Source organism: Microbacterium sp. SMR1 (assembly GCF_003289625.1).
In the GTDB taxonomy this organism is placed as follows: domain Bacteria; phylum Actinomycetota; class Actinomycetes; order Actinomycetales; family Microbacteriaceae; genus Microbacterium; species Microbacterium plantarum.
Genome location: NZ_QMBN01000002.1, coordinates 784048 through 804393, shown reverse-complemented (window position 1 = coordinate 804393; position 20346 = coordinate 784048). Strand labels below are relative to the sequence as shown.

Annotated in this window: 20 protein-coding genes; 6 read left to right on the top strand and 14 right to left on the bottom strand. The window is 71.2% G+C overall.

What is annotated here, in order from left to right:
• Window positions 1-15 precede the first annotated feature (15 nt).
• Both DO944_RS08355 and serS read right to left on the bottom strand, forming a co-directional pair.
• Window positions 16-957, bottom strand: coding sequence for an HAD family hydrolase (locus tag DO944_RS08355; RefSeq protein ID WP_103841269.1), 942 nt, complete (start codon window positions 955-957; stop codon window positions 16-18).
• Window positions 954-2219: a serine--tRNA ligase gene (gene serS / locus DO944_RS08350; RefSeq protein ID WP_103841271.1), complete on the bottom strand. Its 1266-nt coding sequence runs from the start codon at window positions 2217-2219 to the stop codon at window positions 954-956. The genes DO944_RS08355 and serS overlap by 4 nt, the downstream gene beginning before the upstream one ends.
• Window positions 2220-2334: 115 nt before the next feature.
• On the opposite strand from serS, the gene DO944_RS08345 reads away from it, so the two are divergent.
• The 3 genes from DO944_RS08345 (at window position 2335) to DO944_RS08335 (ending at window position 6048) form a co-directional block, all read left to right on the top strand.
• The gene (locus DO944_RS08345; protein ID WP_112616478.1) at window positions 2335-3525 is read left to right on the top strand and encodes a diacylglycerol kinase family protein; all 1191 of its coding nucleotides are present in this window, start codon (window positions 2335-2337) and stop codon (window positions 3523-3525) included.
• Between the two features lie 63 nt (window positions 3526-3588).
• Window positions 3589-4953, top strand: a complete 1365-nt coding sequence (locus tag DO944_RS08340) for a deoxyribodipyrimidine photo-lyase (protein ID WP_112616476.1) — start codon at window positions 3589-3591, stop codon at window positions 4951-4953.
• 48 nt (window positions 4954-5001) lie between these two features.
• Entirely contained in the window at window positions 5002-6048 is a 1047-nt protein-coding gene (locus DO944_RS08335; RefSeq protein WP_112616474.1) for an LLM class flavin-dependent oxidoreductase, read from the top strand.
• Between the two features lie 38 nt (window positions 6049-6086).
• Here the strand turns inward: DO944_RS08335 and pheA are convergent, their stop codons facing one another.
• A complete protein-coding gene (pheA, locus tag DO944_RS08330; protein WP_112616472.1) occupies window positions 6087-7049 on the bottom strand; it encodes a prephenate dehydratase in 963 nt (320 codons plus the stop codon).
• Window positions 7046-7942 (bottom strand): EamA family transporter, encoded by an 897-nt coding sequence (locus tag DO944_RS08325; RefSeq protein ID WP_112616971.1) that lies wholly within the window; start codon window positions 7940-7942, stop codon window positions 7046-7048. The genes pheA and DO944_RS08325 overlap by 4 nt, the downstream gene beginning before the upstream one ends.
• A 73-nt stretch (window positions 7943-8015) precedes the next feature.
• Between DO944_RS08325 and DO944_RS08320 the strand changes: the two genes are divergently transcribed.
• Together DO944_RS08320 and pgm are read left to right on the top strand one after the other, a co-directional pair.
• Window positions 8016-8942, top strand: coding sequence for a LysR family transcriptional regulator (locus tag DO944_RS08320; protein WP_112616470.1), 927 nt, complete (start codon window positions 8016-8018; stop codon window positions 8940-8942).
• Window positions 8943-8994: 52 nt separating this feature from the next.
• Window positions 8995-10635: a phosphoglucomutase (alpha-D-glucose-1,6-bisphosphate-dependent) gene (gene pgm, locus DO944_RS08315; protein WP_112616468.1), complete on the top strand. Its 1641-nt coding sequence runs from the start codon at window positions 8995-8997 to the stop codon at window positions 10633-10635.
• 112 nt (window positions 10636-10747) lie between these two features.
• Here pgm and DO944_RS08310 read toward each other — a convergent pair whose 3' ends face one another.
• A complete protein-coding gene (locus DO944_RS08310; RefSeq protein WP_112616466.1) occupies window positions 10748-11242 on the bottom strand; it encodes a MarR family winged helix-turn-helix transcriptional regulator in 495 nt (164 codons plus the stop codon).
• A gap of 93 nt (window positions 11243-11335) precedes the next feature.
• Here DO944_RS08310 and DO944_RS08305 point away from each other — a divergent pair, with 93 nt between their 5' ends.
• On the top strand, window positions 11336-12265 hold the full coding sequence (locus tag DO944_RS08305) for an NADP-dependent oxidoreductase (protein ID WP_112616970.1): 930 nt from the start codon (window positions 11336-11338) through the stop codon (window positions 12263-12265).
• A gap of 149 nt (window positions 12266-12414) precedes the next feature.
• Here DO944_RS08305 and DO944_RS08300 read toward each other — a convergent pair whose 3' ends face one another.
• The 9 genes from DO944_RS08300 to DO944_RS08260 form a co-directional block, all read right to left on the bottom strand.
• Complete coding sequence (locus DO944_RS08300; RefSeq protein WP_112616464.1) at window positions 12415-13035, bottom strand: bifunctional 4-hydroxy-2-oxoglutarate aldolase/2-dehydro-3-deoxy-phosphogluconate aldolase; 621 nt, start codon at window positions 13033-13035, stop codon at window positions 12415-12417.
• Window positions 13032-13976, bottom strand: coding sequence for a sugar kinase (locus DO944_RS08295; RefSeq protein WP_258524621.1), 945 nt, complete (start codon window positions 13974-13976; stop codon window positions 13032-13034). The genes DO944_RS08300 and DO944_RS08295 overlap by 4 nt, the downstream gene beginning before the upstream one ends.
• A complete protein-coding gene (gene kduI / locus DO944_RS08290) occupies window positions 13973-14821 on the bottom strand; it encodes a 5-dehydro-4-deoxy-D-glucuronate isomerase (RefSeq protein ID WP_112616462.1) in 849 nt (282 codons plus the stop codon). Before kduI ends, DO944_RS08295 begins: the two co-directional genes overlap by 4 nt.
• Before the next feature lie 64 nt (window positions 14822-14885).
• Window positions 14886-15650, bottom strand: a complete 765-nt coding sequence (gene kduD, locus DO944_RS08285) for a 2-dehydro-3-deoxy-D-gluconate 5-dehydrogenase KduD (protein WP_112616460.1) — start codon at window positions 15648-15650, stop codon at window positions 14886-14888.
• On the bottom strand, window positions 15647-16519 hold the full coding sequence (locus DO944_RS08280) for a fumarylacetoacetate hydrolase family protein (RefSeq protein ID WP_258524620.1): 873 nt from the start codon (window positions 16517-16519) through the stop codon (window positions 15647-15649). Before DO944_RS08280 ends, kduD begins: the two co-directional genes overlap by 4 nt.
• Complete coding sequence (locus DO944_RS08275) at window positions 16516-17712, bottom strand: glycoside hydrolase family 88 protein (protein ID WP_112616458.1); 1197 nt, start codon at window positions 17710-17712, stop codon at window positions 16516-16518. Before DO944_RS08275 ends, DO944_RS08280 begins: the two co-directional genes overlap by 4 nt.
• Before the next feature lie 21 nt (window positions 17713-17733).
• Window positions 17734-18405: a DUF624 domain-containing protein gene (locus tag DO944_RS08270; RefSeq protein ID WP_112616456.1), complete on the bottom strand. Its 672-nt coding sequence runs from the start codon at window positions 18403-18405 to the stop codon at window positions 17734-17736.
• A 4-nt stretch (window positions 18406-18409) separates the two neighbouring features.
• The gene (locus DO944_RS08265; protein WP_112616454.1) at window positions 18410-19330 is read right to left on the bottom strand and encodes a carbohydrate ABC transporter permease; all 921 of its coding nucleotides are present in this window, start codon (window positions 19328-19330) and stop codon (window positions 18410-18412) included.
• Window positions 19330-20265, bottom strand: coding sequence for a carbohydrate ABC transporter permease (locus tag DO944_RS08260; protein WP_112616452.1), 936 nt, complete (start codon window positions 20263-20265; stop codon window positions 19330-19332). Before DO944_RS08260 ends, DO944_RS08265 begins: the two co-directional genes overlap by 1 nt.
• Between the last annotated feature and the right edge of the window lie 81 nt (window positions 20266-20346).

Here is a 20346-nt window from a genome sequence, read left to right as displayed (position 1 = left end):
CGCCCGCGGCCCCGGTCAGAGCGAGCGGAGGATGGCCGCGACGCCGCCCTCCTGAACCGACACGGTGGTCTCGGATGCCTCGGCCAGCAGTTCGGTCGCGCCCTGCGCCATCGCGATCGCCCGCCCGCCGCGCTCGCGCGCCCAGCGGAACATCCCGATGTCGTTGCGGCCGTCGCCCATGACGAGGACGTCGGCCGGCTCGATGTCGAGCCACGTGCGCACCCGCTCGAGCGCCGTGGACTTGTCGACGCCCTGCGGCGCGATGTCGAGCCAGGCCGACCAGCCCACCGCGTACGACACCTTGTTCAGGCCGATGCGGTCGACCAGCTCGACGAAGTCTGAGTCGGTCTCATCGGGAGAGACCACGACGACGCGGCACACCTCCTGCTCCGACAGCTCGGCGAAGGCGACCTTGTCGGCGTCGTGCAGGTTCCAGTCGTGGAGCTCCTCGGTGTAGAGGCGGCGCCCGTCGGGCAGCTCGACCATGTAGCGGGCGTGCGGCAGGTGCTGACGCAGCAGGCCGAGCACCTCGCTCGGGTCGAACGTCTCGATGAAGAAGCGCTCGTACGCGAGCACGTCGGCGAAGTCGTCGTCGATCCGCTTGAGGATCACGGCACCGTTCGAGCACACGACGTAGTCGGGGTTCAGCGCGAGCGAGCCGAGGATGCCGTGCGTCCCCTCCCACGAGCGTCCTGTCGCGAGCATCACCTCGTGACCGGCCGCGTGCGCGTCGGCGACCGCCTCCACCACGCCGGGACTGAGCGTCTCGTCCTCGAGCAGCACGGTGCCGTCGATGTCGAGCACGATCATCAGGCGCGAGGCGCCGGCGACCGCCGGCATGACCTCGGCGACGTCCTCGACGATCTCGGCCGCATCGCGCGGCGCGACGACCTCGATGCCACCCTCGTCGGGAAGCGCGTCGGGGGCCTGCGTCATCCCGCCGTCGGCGCCGGTCATGCGATCGGCTCCGCGACCTCGAGGCCGCCGAGGTAGGGCCGCAGAACCTCGGGTATCACGACCGAGCCGTCCTCCCGCTGATGTGTCTCGAGAAGAGCGACGATCCACCGGGTCGTGGCGAGCGTGCCGTTGAGGGTCGCCACCGGCTCGGTCTTGCCGCCGTCGGGACGGTGACGGATGTCGAGGCGACGCGCCTGGTACGTCGTGCAGTTCGAGGTCGACGTGAGCTCGCGGTACGCGCCCTGCGTGGGCACCCACGCCTCGATGTCGTACTTGCGCGCCGCGCTCGAGCCGAGGTCGCCGGCAGCGACGTCGATGACGCGGTACGACAGCCCCAGGTCCTGCAGCATCCGCTCCTGCATCTCGACGAGGCGCAGGTGCTCGGCCGCCGCGTCGGCGGGCGTCGTGTAGACGAACATCTCCAGCTTGTTGAACTGGTGCACCCGGATGATGCCGCGCGTGTCCTTACCGTACGAGCCGGCCTCGCGCCGGTAACAGGTCGACCATCCGGCGTAGCGCTTGGCGCCGCGCTCGAGGTCGAGGATCTCGTCCATGTGGTACCCGGCGAGGGGGACCTCGCTCGTGCCGACGAGGTAGGCGTCGTCCTCCTCGAGGTGGTACACCTCGGCGGCGTGCTCACCGAGGAACCCGGTGCCCCGCATGACCTCGGGACGCACGAGCGTCGGCGGGATCAGCGGCGTGAACCCGGCGGCGAGGGCACGGTCGAGGCCGAGCATCATGAGCGCGATCTCGAGGCGCGCGCCGATGCCGCTGAGGAAGTAGAAGCGGCTGCCCGCGACCTTCGTGCCGCGCTCCATGTCGATGGCGCCGAGCTTCTCGCCGAGGGCGAGGTGGTCGAGCGGCTCGAAGTCGAACGACGGCGGCTCACCGTGCGTGCGGAGCGTGACGAAGTCGGCCTCGCCGCCCGCGGGCACATCATCGATGACGATGTTCTCGATGCGGGCGAGCGCGGCGTCGGCGGCCTCCTCGGCGGCGGTGACGGCCTGCTGGGCCTGCTTGACCCGTTCGCTGAGCTGCTTGGCCTCGGCGACGAGCGCGGCCTTCTCGTCCTTCGGCGCCTGCGCGACCTTCTTGCCGTGGGCGTTCTGCTCGGCACGGAGCCGCTCGAACGTCGTGATGGCCTCGCGGCGCTCGCGATCGGCGGCAATGGCGTCATCCACGCTCTCCGACGAGTTCCCGCGCTTCACCTGCGAGAGTTTCACCAGGTCGGGCTGTTCACGGAGCAATGCGAGGTCGATCACGCGTCAAGTCTAGGGTCGCCCGCATCCGCGCAGCCGGATCAGCGCACCCCGTACCGCCGCGGCCGTCCGGCGCAAGGGGCAATCCGCCACGGGCGGCCACCCCTAGGGTGTAGCCATGGCGACCGAGTCCGACGACACCTCCTCACGGGAGCGCTCCGACGATCCCACCTCCCAGACCCCCGACCCGGAACAGGCGGCGGCTCCCGACGACGTCATCCGCGAGCCCGAGGACGTCGCGCCCGACACGACCGACGGTGAGACCGGCGAGGCACGCCGCGTCGGCCCAGAGGGCGAGACGGAGCCGATGGCGGGCGGCTCGGAGAAGCCCAATCCCAAGGCGGCCCTCGTCTACAACCCCATCAAGGTCGACGGCGACGCCCTGCGCGAGCAGGTACTGCGCGCGGCCGAGGCCGCCGGGTGGGAGGAACCCCTCTTCTACGAGACGACGGTCGACGACCTCGGCGACGACGTCACGCGTCAGGCGCTCGAGTCGGGCGTCAACGTCGTGCTCGTGGCGGGCGGCGACGGCACGGTGCGTGCGGTTTCGGGAGAGATGAGCGGCAGCGGCATCCCGCTCGCGATCGTCCCGAGCGGCACGGGGAACCTGCTCGCCCGCAACCTCGGTCTGCCCCTCACCGAGCCCGAGACCATGATCGAGGCGGCCTTCAGCGGCGACCGGACCGCTATAGACGTCGGCTGGGCGCGGATCACCCGCGAGAGCGGCGAGGTCGAGAAGCACGCGTTCGTCGTCATGGGCGGCATGGGGCTCGACGCGGCCATGATCGCCAACACCAACCCGCAGCTGAAGAAATCGGTGGGCTGGGTCGCATACGTCGACGGCGCGACGCGCTCGCTCGTCAACGCCAAGCCGTTCCGCGTCGTCTACCAGCTCGACGGGCACCGCATGCACGCGGCTCGCGTGCAGAGCGTGCTCTTCGCGAACTGCGGGTCGCTGCAGGCCGGCATCGCCCTCATTCCCGAGGCTTCGATCACCGACGGCCAGCTCGATGTCGTCATCATGCAGCCGAAGGGCTTCTGGGGCTGGCTGCTCGTGTGGCGCCGCGTCGCGTGGGATAACAGCTTCCTGCGGAAGTTCCGCGCCGGACGCCGCGTGCTCGCGCTGCGGACGAAGGACAACGCCGTCGTCTACTCGCGCGGCCGCGGGGTCGCGCTGGCCCCGCAGGAGCCGCACCCGGTCCAGCTCGACGGCGACGAGTTCGGCGAGGCGAAGCACGTGCAGACGCGCATCGACCCGCGCGGCCTCATCGTCGCCGTGCCGGCCGGCCACACGCTGCCCGGCGACTGAGCCCCGCGCGTCCGCCCCTGTCAACCGCTCGCCGTCGCCCGGGTGGCCCGACAGGATGACGGGATGAGCTCGCCTTCGATCGTCTGGTTCCGCGACGACCTGCGCCTGGCCGACCACCCGGCGCTCCGCGCCGCAATCGACCGCGGCGAGCCCGTCGTCGGCCTGTACGTGCTCGACGAGGAGTCCGACGGCATCCGACCGCTCGGCGGCGCGGCACGGTGGTGGCTGCACCACTCGCTCGCATCGCTCGCCGACGATCTGCGCTCTCGCGGGTCGCATCTCGTGCTGCGCCGCGGGGCCGCAGCATCCGCCGTGCGGTCGCTCGTCGACGACATCGGAGCAGGCACCGTCTACTGGAACCGCCGCTACGGCGGACCCGAGCGCGCGGTCGACGCCGAGCTGAAGGACGGCCTTCGCTCGGACGGCGTCGAGGTCGAGTCGTTCGCGGCGAACGTGCTGTTCGAGCCGTGGACGGTGAAGACCGGGAGCGGCACTCCGTTCTCGGTGTTCACCCCGTTCTGGAACGCGGCACGCAACCTGCCCGCCCCGCGTGAGCCGCTCCCCCGGCCGGACGAGGTCCCCGGCCTGCGCTCATCGCCCGCCGGCGACGACCTCGACGATTGGGAGCTGCTGCCCACCCGGCCCGACTGGGCGGGCGGTCTGCGCGAGCGCTGGCAGCCCGGCGAGGCGGCGGCGCGCGCACGGCTGCGCGAGTTCCTCGACGACGACCTCGGCACCTACGACGCGGCCCGCGACGAACCCAGCGCGGGAGCGACCTCGCTGCTCTCGCCGCGCCTGCGATGGGGCGAGCTGAGCCCGCACACCGTCTGGCACGCAGGAGTCGAAACCGGCGGCGGCACCGGCGCTCATGCGACCTCCGCCTCGCGCTTCCTCTCCGAGCTCGGCTGGCGCGAGTTCGCGTGGCACACGCTCTACCACTTCCCCGATCTCGCGACGAAGAACTGGCGGAGAGGCTTCGACGCCTTCCCCTGGCCGACCCTCGACCCCGCACACCTGACGGCGTGGGAGAAGGGTGAGACCGGCGTGCCGATGGTGGATGCCGGGATGCGCGAGCTCTGGCACACCGGATACATGCACAACCGGGTGCGGATGGTGACGGCATCCTTCCTCACGAAGAACCTGCTCATCGACTGGCGACTCGGTGAGCAGTGGTTCTGGGACACCCTCGTCGATGCCGACGGCGCCAGCAACGCCTTCAACTGGCAGTGGGTCGCGGGGTCGGGCGCGGACGCGTCGCCGTACTTCCGCATCTTCAACCCCGAGCGCCAGGCCGAGAAGTTCGACCCGAGAGGGCTCTACATCGACCAGTGGGCACCCGACAGCGCCGCGCGCGAGCCGATCGTCGACCTCGCGGCGACCCGTAAGGCGGCGCTGCAGGCGTACGAGGCGGTGAAGCGGGCGCGGTGAGACGGGTGCGGGAATGCTTGCGGAGGCCGCGCGGTTGACAGAGGCGATATGACTGATGCATCCCGCCCCGCCCTGTCCGTGCTCGACCTCGTGCCCGTGCGCACGGGACAGACCAGCGCGCAGGCGATCACGGCTTCGCTGACCGTCGCGCAACGGGCCGACGAGCTCGGCTACCGGCGGTACTGGTTCGCGGAGCATCACAACATGCCGGCCGTTGCCTCGACGACCCCGCCGGTGCTCATCGCCGCCGCGGCGTCGCGCACCTCCCGCATCCGGGTCGGCTCGGGAGGCGTCATGCTCCCCAATCACTCGCCCCTCGTCGTCGCCGAGCAGTTCGCGGCGCTCGAGGCGATCGCCCCCGGGCGCGTCGACCTCGGAATCGGGCGCGCCCCCGGCAGCGATCCCGTCATCACGCAGCTGCTGCGTCAGTCGGGCACGACGAGCGACGTCGACCGGTTCCCCGACAACGTCCGCGACATTCTGGCCCTCGTGACCGGCGACGGCGCGACGGTGCGGTTCACGTCGGGCGGGACGTACGACGTCCACGCGACGCCCGCCGCCACGACGACACCGGATGTCTGGCTGCTCGGGTCGAGCGACTACTCGGCGCAGCTCGCCGCAGCCCTCGGCCTGCCGTACGTGTTCGCGAACCACTTCTCGGGCGAGGGCCTCGACCGTGCGCTCGGGCTCTACCGCGACCAGTTCCGGCCGTCCGAGACCCTCGATGCGCCGCGGACGTTCCTCACCGCGAACGCCGTCGTCGCCGACAGCGATGCGGAGGCCGAAGCCCTCATGCTGCCGCAGGCCCGCATGATGGCGCGCCTGCGCGGAAACCGTCCGCTCATCGCCCTCGAGACCGTCGAGGAGGCCGCCGCCGCCGAGGCGACCGACCACCTCGCCGCACCGCTGCTGGACGCCCTGCGCTCGCGTTGGTTCGTCGGCACCGGCCCCGAGGCCCAGGCCGCCCTCGCCGCGTTCGCCGCGCAGCACGGCGTCGACGAGGTCATGGTCTCGCCGGTGTCGGCCGCGCACGACGGCGAGCAGCCGGATGCCGCTCCCGCCCGCATCCGCACCCTCGAGCTCCTGGCCGCCTGACCCTGACCCGGCCCCGGCGGTCGTGGGGAGGCGGTGGGTCAGGCCTCGGGCTCGCCGGAGATCAGGGCACGCAGCCAGTCGCGCGCCTCGACGAAGACGTCGTCGGAGTACCGCTGCGGGTAGCGGACGATGGCGCGGTCGGCGCGCGGGTACGACCCGAGGAACAGCACCTTCGGGCTGAAGCGCCGCACGCCCATGAGGGCATCCGCCATGCGCTCGTCGGCGACGTGGCCGTCGGCGTCGATGACGAACCGGTACCGTCCGAGCGCGTCGCCGATCGGCCGCGACTCGATCAGCGAGAGGTTGATGCCACGGGTCGAGAACTGCTCGAGCAGCTCGAGCAGTGCACCCGGGTGGTCATCGGGCAGCTCCGCGATGAGCGAGGTCTTGTCGGCCCCCGTCGGCGATGGCGGGGCGACCGTGCGGCTCACGAGGACGAACCGGGTGACCGCGTGCTCGTTGTCGCCGATGTCGGATGCGAGCAGCTCGAGGTCGTGATGCTCGAGGATGCCGGGGGGCGCGATCGCCGCGTCGGCGTCGCTGACCCCGTCGATGAGGCCGACCGCGGCGGCGACATTGCTCGCGGCGGGCAGGTGCGCGTGCTCGGGGAGCGTCTTGAGCAGCCACTGCAGGCACTGCGCGTAGGCGACCGGGTGCGCGGCGATCAGCGACACGTCCTCGATCCGGGTGCCGGGCCGCGCCACGAGCACGAAGTTCACGGGCACGAGGTACTCGCCGACGATCCGCAGACCCGGCATCGTGGCCAGCGCGTCCTGCGCCGTCGAGACTCCGCCGTCGACGGAGTTCTCGATCGCGATCATCGCGGCATCCGAGCGTCCGTCCACGACATCCGCGAGCGCTTCGCCGACGTTGCGCACCGACCGCCAGATCTGGTCCCGCGCCTCGGGGACCTGGGCGAGGGCGGCCTCGGTGAAGGTCCCCGCCGGCCCGAGATAGCTGTAGGTGCGGCGGGCGGGCTGGTCGTCGTGCTCGGGCGTCACGCAACGAGCCTAGACCGGCGCGCCCACGGCACGCGCACGCTGGTCACGAGCACGCCGAGCACGAGCACCGCTCCGCCGACGATCTCGGCGGGGGCGGGGATCTCACCGAGCAGTGCCGCGGCCGCCGCCATCGCCACGACGGGTGCCAGCAGCACCCACGGCACGACGGCGGCTGACGGATTGCGCGCCAGCAGACCGTTGAAGATCGCGTAGCCGACGAGGGTGCAGAGCCCCGCGGTGTAGACCGTCGAGACGAGGGCGCGGATGCCGAACCCGGCGAGACCCGCGCCGATCGCTTCCGGGCCCTCGAACACCAGCGCCAGCACGAGCGCGGGCACCGGCACGACGAGGGCGGACCAGACGGTGAGCGAGAGCGCCCCGAGCGGACCGCGCCCGGTGACCACGCCGGCGCGGCGGGCGATCACGTTGCCGACGGCCCACGACAGGGCGGCGCCGAGCGCGAGCACGACGGCGAGCGCGGGAGCGTCTCCCCCACGGCCGGCGGCGACGGTCGCGAGCCCGGCGATCCCGAGGCCCACGCCGATCACCTGCCCCGGTGTGGGGCGCTCGCGCAGCACTCCGGCCGCGATGACGACGGTGAACACCGCCTGGGCCTGCATCAGCAGCGCGGCGAGACCCGGCTGCAGCCCGAGCCCGAGAGACAGGTACAGCAGCGCGAACTGGCCGAGGCTCATGAACAGCCCGACCCCGATCACCGACCCCCAGCCGGCCCGAGGGCGCGGCACCACGAGCGCGAAGACGGCGACGGCGGCGAACCGGATCGCCACGAACAGCAGGGGCGGGATGCCGGCCATGCCCCAGTCGATGACGAGGAAGTTGAACCCCCACAGGGCCGCCACCGCAGCCGCCAGGATCATGTCGCGTCGAGTCACGAGGCTCAGTCCACCGCGCCGGACCATCAACAACAAGCGATGCTTTCTCCACTCGAATCGGTAGCATCACTTCATGATCGATCTGGATGCCGTCCACTCGCTGCGAACCGTCGCGCGCGAAGGCAGCGTCGCGGCCGCGGCATCCGCTCTGGGATTCACACCCTCGGCGGTGTCGCAGCAGATCAAGCGCCTCGAGCGCGAGACCGGTGTCGCACTGCTCGAACGCGTCGGCCGCGGTGTGGCCCTCACGGCTGCCGGAACGCAGCTCGTGGTCGGGTCGACCCCGATCCTCGCCGACCTCGAGCGACTGCGCGCCGACCTGCACGCCGGCGTCGGTGCGGACGGAGACGGCCGCGTCACCGGCGAGCTGCGCCTCGCCGCGTTCTCGACCGTCGTGCGCGGGCTGCTCGCTCCCGTGCTCGTGGGTCTGGCCGCCGCCCACCCCGACCTGCGCCTGCCGGTGCGCGAGAGCGAGCCCTGGGAGACGGTGGCGCTCGTCGCCTCGGGCCAACGCGACCTCGGCATCGTCCACCAGTGGGGCGGCGTCGCCCTCGCGATCCCCGAGAACCTGGTCGTCACGCCGCTGTTCACGGATGTCGCCGACGTCATCCTCCATCGCGACCATCCGCTCGCCGGCCGCGACGTCCTGCACCCGGCCGACCTCGCGCGTGAGCAATGGGTCGCCACCTTCGACACGACCATCTGCCGGCAGTGGCTGCGGCGGCTGTTCGACGGCATCGGCGGCGCCCCCCGCGTGCTGTACGAGTCGATGGAGTTCGAGAACCACATCGAGCTCGCCCGAACCGGAGCGGTCGTCGCGCTCGTGCCGCGCCTGGGACGCGGCGATCTCGGCCCGGATGTCGTCGCGGTGCCGACCGAGGCTCCCGCGTCGACGCGCGATATCTCCGCGGTGCATCGGCGCTCGCAGGCCGACTCCCCCGCGCTCAGAGCAGTCCTCGCCGCGCTGCTCGCCGCCGCGGACGCGCACGATCGGCCGTGAGTGCCGTGTCAATCCGTCACCGCCGCGCCCGGAAACGGGCAGACTAAGCACTATGAGCCGTGCAGGAGCGCCCGCAGAAGCATCCGACCTCATCGACATCGATGAGCTGATCGCCGCCTACTACGACCGGAAGCCGGATGCCGCGGTCCCCGGGCAGCGCGTCGCGTTCGGAACGAGCGGCCACCGCGGTTCGTCGCTGTCGACGAGCTTCAACGAAGACCACATCCTCGCCACGACCCAGGCGATCGTCGACTATCGGCGCGCTCAGGGCATCGAGGGCCCCCTCTTCCTCGGGCGCGACACGCACGGCCTCTCCCTTCCCGCAGAGCGCAGCGCCATCGAGGTGCTCGTCGCGAACGGCGTCGACGTGCGCGTCGACTCCCGCGACTCGTGGGTGCCGACGCCCGCGCTCAGCCACGCGATCCTGACCTACAACCGGGGCCGCGCGCTCGACGACGCGGGCCGCGCCGACGGCATCGTCGTGACGCCCTCGCACAACCCGCCGCGCGACGGGGGCTTCAAGTACAACCCCCCGCACGGCGGACCTGCCGACACCGACGCGACCTCGTGGATCGCCGACCGCGCGAACGAGCTCATCGCCGCCGGCCTGGAGGGCGTGCACCGCACCCGTCACGCCGACATCGACCTCGACGCGCTCGGCCAGTACGACTTCCGTGACGCGTACGTGCGCGACCTCGCCACGATCATCGACGTCGACGCGATCAAGGCGTCGGGCGTGCGCATCGGGGCCGACCCGCTCGGCGGCGCCTCGGTCGAGTACTGGGCGCTCATCGCCGAGGTCTACGGCCTCGACCTGACCGTCGTGAATCCCGAGGTCGACCCGACCTGGAAGTTCATGACGCTCGACTGGGACGAGAAGATCCGCATGGACCCGTCGTCGCCCTCGGCGATGGCCGCGCTCGTGGCGCGCCGCGACGAGTACGACATCCTCACCGGCAACGACGCCGACGCCGACCGCCACGGCATCGTGACGCCCGACGCGGGTCTGATGAACCCGAACCACTACCTCGCCGTCGCGATCGACTACCTCTTCGCGAACCGCCCCGGCTGGCCGGCGGATGCCGCGGTCGGCAAGACCCTCGTCTCGTCGATGATCATCGACCGCGTGGCCGAGTCGCTCGGCCGCGAGCTGCTCGAGGTCCCCGTGGGCTTCAAGTGGTTCGTTCCGGGCCTGCTCGACGGCTCCGTCGCCTTCGGCGGCGAGGAGTCGGCGGGGGCCTCGTTCCTCCGCAAAGACGGCAGCGTGTGGACCACCGATAAGGACGGCATCCTGCTGTGCCTGCTCGCCGCCGAGATCCTCGCGGTCACGGGCAAGACTCCGTCGCAGCGCTACGCCGAGCTCGAGGCCCAGTTCGGGTCGTCGGCCTACCAGCGCGTCGACGCCGCGGCGACGCCGGAGCAGAAGGCCGCGCTCGGCAGGCTGTCGGGCGACGCCGTGACCGCCACGGAGCTGGCGGGCGAGCCGATCACCGCGAAGCTCTCGCACGCGCCGGGCAACGGTGCAGCGATCGGCGGCCTGAAGGTGCAGACCGAGCACGCGTGGTTCGCCGCGCGCCCGTCGGGCACCGAGGACGTCTACAAGCTCTACGCCGAGAGCCTGCGCGGACCCGAGCACCTCGCCGAGGTGCAGGCCGAAGCGCGCGCCGTGGTCTCGGCCGCGCTCGGCGCCTGACCCGCATCCTCGCATCACACCCAGTGCACGGCGGATCGCCGTGTGCACGACCTTCGAGCGCGGGCAGACCGTGCACTCGCAGCTAAGCCGTTCACTCGGGCGATTGCGGTAGTCAGGCCTGACGACGCCGGGATGCCGAACGCGGCGGCGCCGAGCGCAGGTGCGTCGTCACGCTGCCGAGGATGCGCGCGAGGTCGGCGGCATCCGCGTCGGACAGCGGCGCGAACAGCAGCCGATGCACGGTCTCGATGTGACCGGGGAACACGGCGGCGAGCACCTCGCGCCCCGCACCCGTCAAGGCGACCACCGTGCTGCGCTCGTCATCGGCGGACGGTGAGCGCGTGACGTATCCGCGCTGCTCGAGCAGCGTGGCCTGGTAAGTCAGTCCGCTGCGGCTGTACACCACGCCGTCGGCGAGGTCGGTCATGCGCAGGGTGCCGCCCGGGGCATTGTTCAACCGCGCCAGCAGCTGGAACTGCACGTAGCTCAGGCCGCCGGCATCCTTCAGCTGCGCCTCGACGGCGGGGCGCAGCAGGCTGCCCACCTCCGTGAAGGCGAGGTAGGCCTCCAGCTGCGTCGACGTCAGAGACCGTGGCGCGTTCGTCATATCTCGATCCTACCTGTTGCTTCACATTCGAAGCAGTGCTACGTTCTCCATATCGCTTCGAATTCGAAGCACTTGACCGCGAAGGATCAGATCATGAATGCAGTGCAGTTCTCTCAGACCGGTGGCCCCGAGGTCCTCGAGATCGTCGACATCGACCGCCCCGAGCCAGCGGCGGGCCAGGTGCGCATCCGCGTCGCCGCGTCGGCGTACAACGCGGCGGACGGCGGGATGCGCGCGGGCTTCCTCCCCATCCCGGTCGAGCTGCCCCACGTGCCCGGGTACGACGTCTCGGGGCACGTCGACGCGGTCGGCCCAGGCGTGAGGGACCTCGCCGTGGGCGACGCGGTGATCGCATTCCTCCCCATGGAGCACGACGGCGGAGCGGCGGAGTTCGTGCTGGCTCCCGCCGACGCCGTGGTCGCCGCACCGACGAACGTTCCCCTCGCCGATGCCGCCGCGCTGCCCTCCGTCGCGCTGACCGCGTGGCAGGCCCTCTTCGACGACGGTCGCCTCGAGCCCGGCCAGCGGGTGCTGATCGTCGGCGCCGGCGGTGTCGTCGGAAAGTACGCCGTCCAGCTCGCCAAGCGCGCCGACATCCACGTCATCGCCACCGCGAGCCCCCGCAGCGTCGACGCCGTCCGCGCTGCCGGAGCCGACCAGATCATCGACCACACCACGACCGACGTGCTGGGCGCGATCGACGGACGAGTCGACGTGCTGCTGAACCTCGCCCCGATCGAACCCGAGTTGTTCGTGGCCTACGTCGGGGCCGTCGCCGACGGCGGCGCGGTCGTCAGCACGACGGCGTTCATGGCCACGCCGAGCGACGAGGCGCGCGGCGTCCGTGCCGCGACGGTGTTCGTCCGCCGCGATAGCGACCGCCTGGCCGAGCTGGTCCGCCTCGTCGACGAGGGCGCGCTCACCGTCGAGGTCACGCGGCGCATCCCCCTCGCCGAGCTCCCCGCGCTGCACGCCGAGGCGGCTGAGAGCGGCATCGCGGGCAAGGTCATCGTCCTGCCCTGAGCGACGTCATCCGAACCCACCACGACGAGCCGAGCTCCCGCCCCGCATCGCACCCAATGCACGGCCGAGCGCCGCGTGCACGACCTTCGAGCGCGAGCAGGCCGTGCGCTCGCGGCGAAGCCGTACGCTCGGGGCCCTCCTCGCGCGAGTCAACGCGCGAGGAGGGCTGCGAGGCGGGGCAGCTGCGACTCGTCTTCCAGGGCCGAGCCGACGGCCACCACGCGCACGCCAGCGTCGAGGAAGGTCCCGGCGTTCGTGGCGTCCATGCCGCCGGTCGCGACGAACCTCACGCCGGGGAACGGACCGCGGATGTGCCGGAACCAGTCCGCGCCGAGCCACTGCGCGGGGAACGCCTTCAGCCACGTCAGCCCGAGGGCGACGGCCTGCTGCACCTCGCTCGGCGTGGCGACGCCGGGCAGGATCGGGATGCCGCGCTCCTGGGCGGCCCGCACCACGTCGGCGTCGAGACCCGGCGCCACCAGATAGGCGGCTCCGGCCGCGACGGCCTGATCGACCTGGGCGACCGTCAGGATCGTGCCGGCGCCCACGGCCTTGCCCCGCTCGGCGCCCAGGCGCACGACCTCGCGGAGCGCGCGCTCATCCTCTGCGGTCTGCAGCGGCACCTCCACGGAGTCGATGCCGAGGTCCCAGGCGGCTGTCGCGAGCCGGACGGAGCGCTCGAGTCCCATGCCCCGGAGGATCGCCATCAGCGGGGCTCCGGCGAAGATGTCGTCGAGCACGGCGGTCGGATCGGTGGGGGCGATGGTCATGACGGGTTCCTTTCGGAGAACGCGGCTGGGGTGGAGGCAGCAGTGGCGGTGACGCCATCGGGGAAATCGCCGGTCGTCGCCATCGTCAGCGCGGCGCGGGAGTGACCCGAACGCAGTCGCTCGGATGCCGGCGCTCCGGCGAGAAGGGCCGCCAGGCAGCCCCCGGCGAAGGCGTCGCCGGCTCCGACCGGCTCGACGACGTCGACGAGGAGGGCGGGCTCGAACACCCGCTCGCCGCCGGCGAAGAGCGTCGCGCCCACCGCGCCGTCCTTGACTACCAGCTGCGGCACCGCCGCGAGCAGCGCTCGCGCGTCATCGGCCGTCGCGGCACCCCAGAGGGCCTCGGCCTCGTCGCGGCCGACGAAGACGATGTCGGCTCGGCGTGCGAGCGCGAGGAGGGGCGCCGCTGCCGCGGCGACGGGCCACAGCGGCGCGCGGTGGTTCACGTCGACGCTCACGAGCACGCCGGCCGCCCGTGCCCGGTCGACGACTCGGTCGAGGAACGCCGGCGCCGTGCCGCCGAGTGCGGCCGTGATGCCCGAGACGTGCAGCAGCGCGACGCCGTCCCACGACAGAGCGTCGGCGTCGGTCTCCGAGAGGTGCGCGGCCGCCGACCCCGCCCGGTAGTACGCGACGCCGTGACCGGGGTCCTTCAGGTAGAGGCCGGTCGGGTAAGCGGCGTCGATGACGACCTGCGAGACGTCGACTCCGCGGGCACCGACCCGCGACAGGACCCGTCGACCGAGGGCATCGTCGCCGACGCGGGAGAACCACGCGGCGGGCTGACCGAGCGCGGCCGCGTGCGCGGCGACATTCGACTCCGCTCCCCCGGCGTCGATGCGGAACACCTCGGCATGCTCGAGGCGCTCCGCCGCAGCGGGCGCGACCATCGCCATGGTCTCGCCCGCCGTCAGCAGCACGCCGCCCACCTGAGCCCTCACTTCAGGGTCGTGACGGGTGCGGCATCCATGTCGTCGAACGCCTGGTTCTCGCCCGCCATCGCCCAGATGAACGAGTAGGCGGCGGTCCCGACACCCGAGTGCAGCGACCAGCTCGGCGAGATGATCGCCTGGCGGTCGGCGACGACGAGGTGCCGGGTCTCCTGGCGCTCACCGAGCAGGTGGATGACGCGGGCGTCCTCGGGGACGTCGAAGTACAGGTAGCACTCGGTGCGACGGTCATGGGTATGGGCGGGCATCGTGTTCCACATCGAGCCCTCGTGCAGCGTCGTCACACCCATGACGATCTGGCAGCTCTTCACGCCGTTCTCGTGGATGTACTGATTGAGCGTGCGGCGGTTGCTTGTCACCTGGTCGCCGAGCTCGCGCACCGTCCCCTCGCCCGGCGACACGAGCGCGGCCGGATGGGACGTGTGCGCGGGCGCCGAGAACAGGTAGAACTGCGCGCCGGTCGAGGCGTCGCTTTCCTCGCTCTCGCCCGCGTCGGCGAAGACGACCTCGCGGATGCCGCGGCCCAGGTACAGGCACGCACCTTTCACGAGCGTGTAGACCTCGCCGTCGGCGGTCACCGTGCCGGTGCCACCGACGTTGATGATGCCCACCTCGCGGTGCTCGAGAAAGTAGTCGCTGCGGATCTCCGGGTAGCCCGGAAGCACCAGCTCGCGCCCGGCCGGCACGGCGCCGCCGAGGACGATGCGGTCGTGGTGGGTGTAGACCACGGTGATCTCTCCCGACACGAACACCTCGGGCACGAGGTACTTCTCGCGCAGGTCGGCGGTGGTCATGCCGGGGATCTGCGCGGGGTTGGTCGCGTAACGCTGCTGCATGGGGTTCCCTTCTGGGGTGGGTCGGCGGATGCCGGCGGTGAAGCGGGGTGGAACGGGGATCGGATCAGCGGACGAGCCAGCCGCCGTCGACCGGCACGATCGCGCCGGTGACGTAGGCCGCGGCATCCGAGGCGAGGAAGACGAACGCGCCCTGCAGGTCGCCCGGCGTACCCCAGCGGCCCGCGGGGATGCGGGCGAGGATCGACGCCTCGCGGTCGGCATCGGCCCGGATCGGCGCGGTGTTGTCGGTCGCCATGTACCCGGGCGCGACCGCGTTGACGGTCACGCCCGACGCGGCCCACTCGTTCGCGAGCGCCTTGGTCAGGCCCGCGACGGCGTGCTTCGACGCCGCGTAGCCGGGCACGAGGATGCCGCCCTGGAACGACAGCATCGAGGCGACGTTGATGATGCGTCCCGACCCCTGCGCGATCATGCGGCGTCCTGCGGCTTGCGACAGGTGGAAGACGGCGTCGAGGTTGACGGCGAGGACGTCGTCCCAGTCGGTGGCCGGGTGCTGGGCGGCGGCGGCGCGGCGGATGATGCCGGCGTTGTTGACGAGGATGTCGATGCCGCCGAGTTCGGCGACCGTCTCCGCGACCGCGTCGGCGAGCTGCTCGGGCGTGGCAGTGCCGAGGTCGAGGCGGATGCGGTGGGCGCGGCGTCCGGCGGCGGCGATCGCCGCCGCCGTCTCGGCGGCGTCACCGCGGTCGAGCAGCACGACATCTGCGCCTGCCTCGGCGAGAGCGACGGCGGCGCCCTGGCCGAGGCCGCGGGTGGAACCGGTGACGAGGGCGACGCGGCCGTCCAGCCGGAAGGAGTCGAGGATCATGCGGGGCCTCCGATGAAGGTGGTGGTCAGTTCGCCGAGACGCTCGATGCGCACGGTGACCGCGTCGCCGGGACGCAGCGGGCGATGGGCGGTCTGCGCGTCGGGCAGTTTCTGCGGGGTGCCGGTCGAGATGACGTCGCCGGGTTCGAGCGTCATGACGCTGCTGAGGTACGACACGACGCGCGCGACCGAGAAGATCGTGGTGGCGGTGGACTGCGAGACGGTCACGAGGCCCTCGCGGACGACCTCGACGAGCATGTCCTGCGGGTCGCCCGCCTCGTCGGGTGTGACGAGCCACGGCCCGAGCGGCGCGAAGCCGTCGAAGCACTTGCCCATCGCCCACTGGCTCTGCCGCCGCTGCCACGAACGGTCGGAGACGTCGTTGAGGATCGTGTAACCGGCGACGTACGCCAGCGCCGTCGCCTCGTCGACATCCTTCGCCCGCCGCCCGATGACCACGGCGACCTCGCCTTCGTAGTCGACGTCGTCCGCGACCGCGGGCACCACGACGGGGTCGGCCGGCCCGCCGAGAGTGTTGGGAGTCTTCACGAAGACGTCGGGGAACGCGGGGTCGTCGGCGGTCGGGTCGACGCCGTCGGGCACATGCCCGCGGTAGTTGTAGCCGAGGCAGAGGATCTTTCCCGGGCGCACGGGCGCCTCGAGTCGCACCGACGACAGCGCGGAGTCGGCGACATCCGCACGCGCTGCCGCACGGTCGAGCGCGTCGCGGTCGGCGGCGAGCAGGTCGGTCAGCGCCGCGGGTCCGAGGTCGACGACGCGGTCGACGCCGCCGACCGTCACGACGACGCCCGACCGGACGGTCCCCTCGGCATCGGCCGCGCGGACAGCGCGGTAACGGACGAGCCTCACCAGTACGGCTTCCAGTCGGGGCGCGCGGCGCGCACGAGAGCCTCGAGGTAGAAGTAGTCGCCCCACAGGGTGCCCTCGTCGACGCCGACCGACTTCGGCAGGTCGTAGACGCTGTGCAGGAGCACCGCGTCGGCGGCCTCGGGGCTTTCGGGCGTGTAATTCTCGATGAGCGACGCGAGGATCTCGTGACCCGCCGCCCGGTAGCGGGAGGCGGCATCGGGGTCGGCGTCCGCCCCCTCGTCGAGCACACCGGCGAGCTCGAACAGCCCCGATACCGCGATCGCGGCCGACGAGCTGTCGCGGGGCGCGTCGGCGCCGTCGGTATAGACCATGTCCCAGAACGGCACCCGGTCGCTCGGGAGGTGCGAGAGGAAGCGCTCGGCACAGCGACGCGACGCGTCGAGCAGCGCCGGGTCGCCGGTCGCGCGGTGGTTCATCGCGAAGCCGTAGATGCCCCACGCCTGGCCGCGCGCCCAGCACGAGTCGTCGAACGCGCCCTGCTCGGTCGCGCCGCGCAGGGGCTCCCCGGTCTCGGGGTCCCAGTAGAAGGTGTGGAAGGTCGTGTCGTCATCGCGCAGGATGTGCGTGCGCAGCTGCGTCGTGTGCCGTCGCACCGCGTCGTCGAAGCGCTCTTCGCCGGTCTGCTCGCCCGCCCAGGTGAGCAGGGGCATGTTCATGAGGCTGTCGACGATCGTGCGTCCGCGCTGCGCGGGGTCGGAGAGATCTCCCCACGCTTGGATGATGCCGGCGGGTTCGAGGAAGCGGCGCATGAGGTGATCGGCGGCCGACAGGGCGGTCTGGCGGGCGTCCTCGTCGCCGAGGAGCCGCGAGGGCGCGACGGAGGCGAGGCTGTAGAGGAACCCGAGGTCGTGCGTGTCGAGGTCGTCCTCGTCGCGGATACGGCGTGCGAAGTCCGCCGCATGGGCCAGCCCGGCGTCGCGGAAGAAGGCGTCGCCCGTGATCTCCCACGCGATCCACATCATCCCCGGCCAGAAACTGGTCGTCCAGCCGCGATTGGCGCCCGGGGGGAACTCACCTGCCGCGGGGCGGATCGGGTACCGGTCGTCGCGCGTCGTGTCGTCGGGGTAGCGCAGCCCGAACGTCTCGATGTTGCGGCGCAGCGTGGTGAGGACGGCGCCGATCGCCGCCTCGATCGCGGGCGCGCCGAGGCGGGTTCCGGGGAGGGATGTCATGTCGAGGGGTTCCTTCGGGGTTCAGACGGTCTGGGGCTCGGGATCGCCGAGCGCCGGACGGAGGATGTAGCGGGCGTTGGCCCAGGCGAGGTAGAGCGCCGGCGCCGAGGTGAGACCGATCGCGATGGCCGGCATCGAGACGAACAGGCCCACCTGCAGCGCGATGACCGCGAGCGACACGAGGCTCAGCCACCACCGGCGGACGCTCAGCAGCAGCGCTGCCCGCGCGATCGAGCGCAGCGAGGCGTCGGGCTCTTCGGCGAGCGCAGCGAGTGCCACGAGCCCCGTCGCGAGCAGGAGGACGGTCAGCACGCCGAGCAGGGGAACGACGGCGACGCCCGCCTGCAGCGGCGCGAAGAAGCGGACGTCCACGAGTACGACGACGAGGGCGGCCACGACGACCGCTCCCAGTGCAAGGGCCTTCCGCCACGAGCACTTCCAGCTGCGGACGAACACGCGGACGACCTGGTTCTCGCCCTCGCCGTGAGCGCGGAACGTCGCGAACGCCGCCGTGATGCCCGGTGCGCACAGCGGCGCGACGACGGCCAGCATTGGCCACGACCGTGCCGGGTCGGTGATCACCAGCAGCACGACGAGCGGCAGACACGAGGCGAGCAGCAGCAGGTTCGTCATGAGCCCGAGGTAGACGACGCCGAAGACGGTCGCGTACGTGTTGTGCGAGATGCGCTTCACGGCCTCAGCCCTTCATCCCGCTCGTCGCGATGCCCTCGACGAAGTACTTCTGACCGACGAGGAAGATGATCGCGATCGGCACCACCGAGATGACGAGTCCCGCGAACAGCAGGGCGTAGTTGGTGTCGTAGAGGTTGCTCACGAAGCTCTTCAGCCCGAGCTGGATGGTCCACAGGTCGGGGTTACGCAGGTAGATGAGCGGACCGAGGTAGTCGTTCCAGGTGTTCACGAACGTCAGGAGCGTGAGGCTCGCGAGCGCCGGCACCGACAGCGGCAGCATGATGCGGCGCCAGATGCCGTACTCGCTCAGGCCGTCGAGGCGCGCGGCCTCGGACAGCTCCTCGGGGATGGTCTCGTAGAACTGCTTCATGAGGAACACCCCGAAGGCGCCGAACGCCTGGATGAGGATGATGGCCCATAGCGTGTTCGAGACCTTGACGTTCGACAGCAGGATGAACTGCGGGATCATGTACGACTGCCACGGCACCGCGATCGTGCCGATGTAGGCGAGGAAGAGCACGTCGCGTCCGGGGAAGCGGATGCGGGCGAAGCCGTAGGCCGCGAACGAGCCGGTCAGCACCTGCAGGAAGGTGACGACGACGGCGAGCACGAGCGTGTTGCGGATCCAGGTCAGCATCCCCGACTGGTTCCAGATGTCGACGTAGTTCTGCCAGACGAACACCTCGGGGATCCACTGGATCGGCACCGAGAAGACCTCGTTGGCCGTCTTGAGCGAGCTCATGATCATCCAGAAGAACGGCAGCAGCAGCGCCGCCGCGGCGATGATCAGCGCGATGTAGCCGGCGATGCGTCCGATGCGGCGCAACGGCGAAACGGTGTCGGGGCGGTGGCCCTCGGGCAGGCCGTCGGCCGCGATCTTGCGCAGCGCACGGCGGTCGTCCTGAGGTACGAGAAGATTCGTCATCAGACGTTCCTCCGCTTGTTCCAGATGAACTGGAGGATGGTCACGAGGATGCAGAGGAAGAAGAGCGCCACGGCGGCCGCGGATGCGTAGCCGAACTGGTTCTCCTCGAACCCCTTGCGGTAGATGAACTGCGAGATCACGAGCGTCGACTGACCCGGACCGCCCTCGGTCATGACGAGGATCAGGTCGAAGATCTTGAACGAGTTGATCGTGAGCATGACGGTGACGAAGAACATCGTCGGCCGCAGGCACGGGAGCGTGACGTTCACGAAGCGCTCCCACGCGTTCGCGCCGTCCATGCGGGCGGCTTCGTACAGCTCGCGCGGCACGGTCTGGAGCCCGGCGAGGAAGAGGATCATGTAGTAGCCCATGTCGCGCCATGTGCTGACGATGACCACGGCGGGCATCGCCCACTCCGACGAGGTGAGCCAGCCGGGAGGGTTGGCGATGCCGACCGCGCGGAGGATCTCGTTGATCGGGCCGTACTCGGGGCTGAAGAGCAGGTTCCACACGACCGCGATCGCGACGATCGAGGTGATGTACGGGAAGAACGCCGCCGTGCGGAAGAACGCGACGCCCCGCAGCTTGTTGTTCAGCAGCAGCGCGAGTCCGAGCGACGCGATGATCGTCAGGGGGATGTGCAGCGCGGCGTAGTAGAGCGTGTTGACGAACGAGATGCGGAAGCTCCCGTCGCCGAGCAGCCGCTCGAAGTTGTCGAGCCCCACCCAGTTGGCCGTGCCGAAGATGTTCCAGTTCGTCAGCGACATGTAGAAGAGCGTGACGACCGGCACGAGCGTCAGCAGGGCGAAGCCGACGAAGTTCGGCAGGATGAAGCTCCAGCCCAGCAGCGTGTTGCGCAGGGTCAGCTTCGATCTCCTGCGGCGCTGCGCCGGCTCGGGGCGGCGCGCCTTCGGGGAGGCGGCGGTGGTGGTCATGGTGTCTCCTGGGGAGGACGGCGGGGGATGCGGCCGGCGCGGGGTGCCGCGCCGGCCGCGGGGTGCCATCGGCGGGGCGAC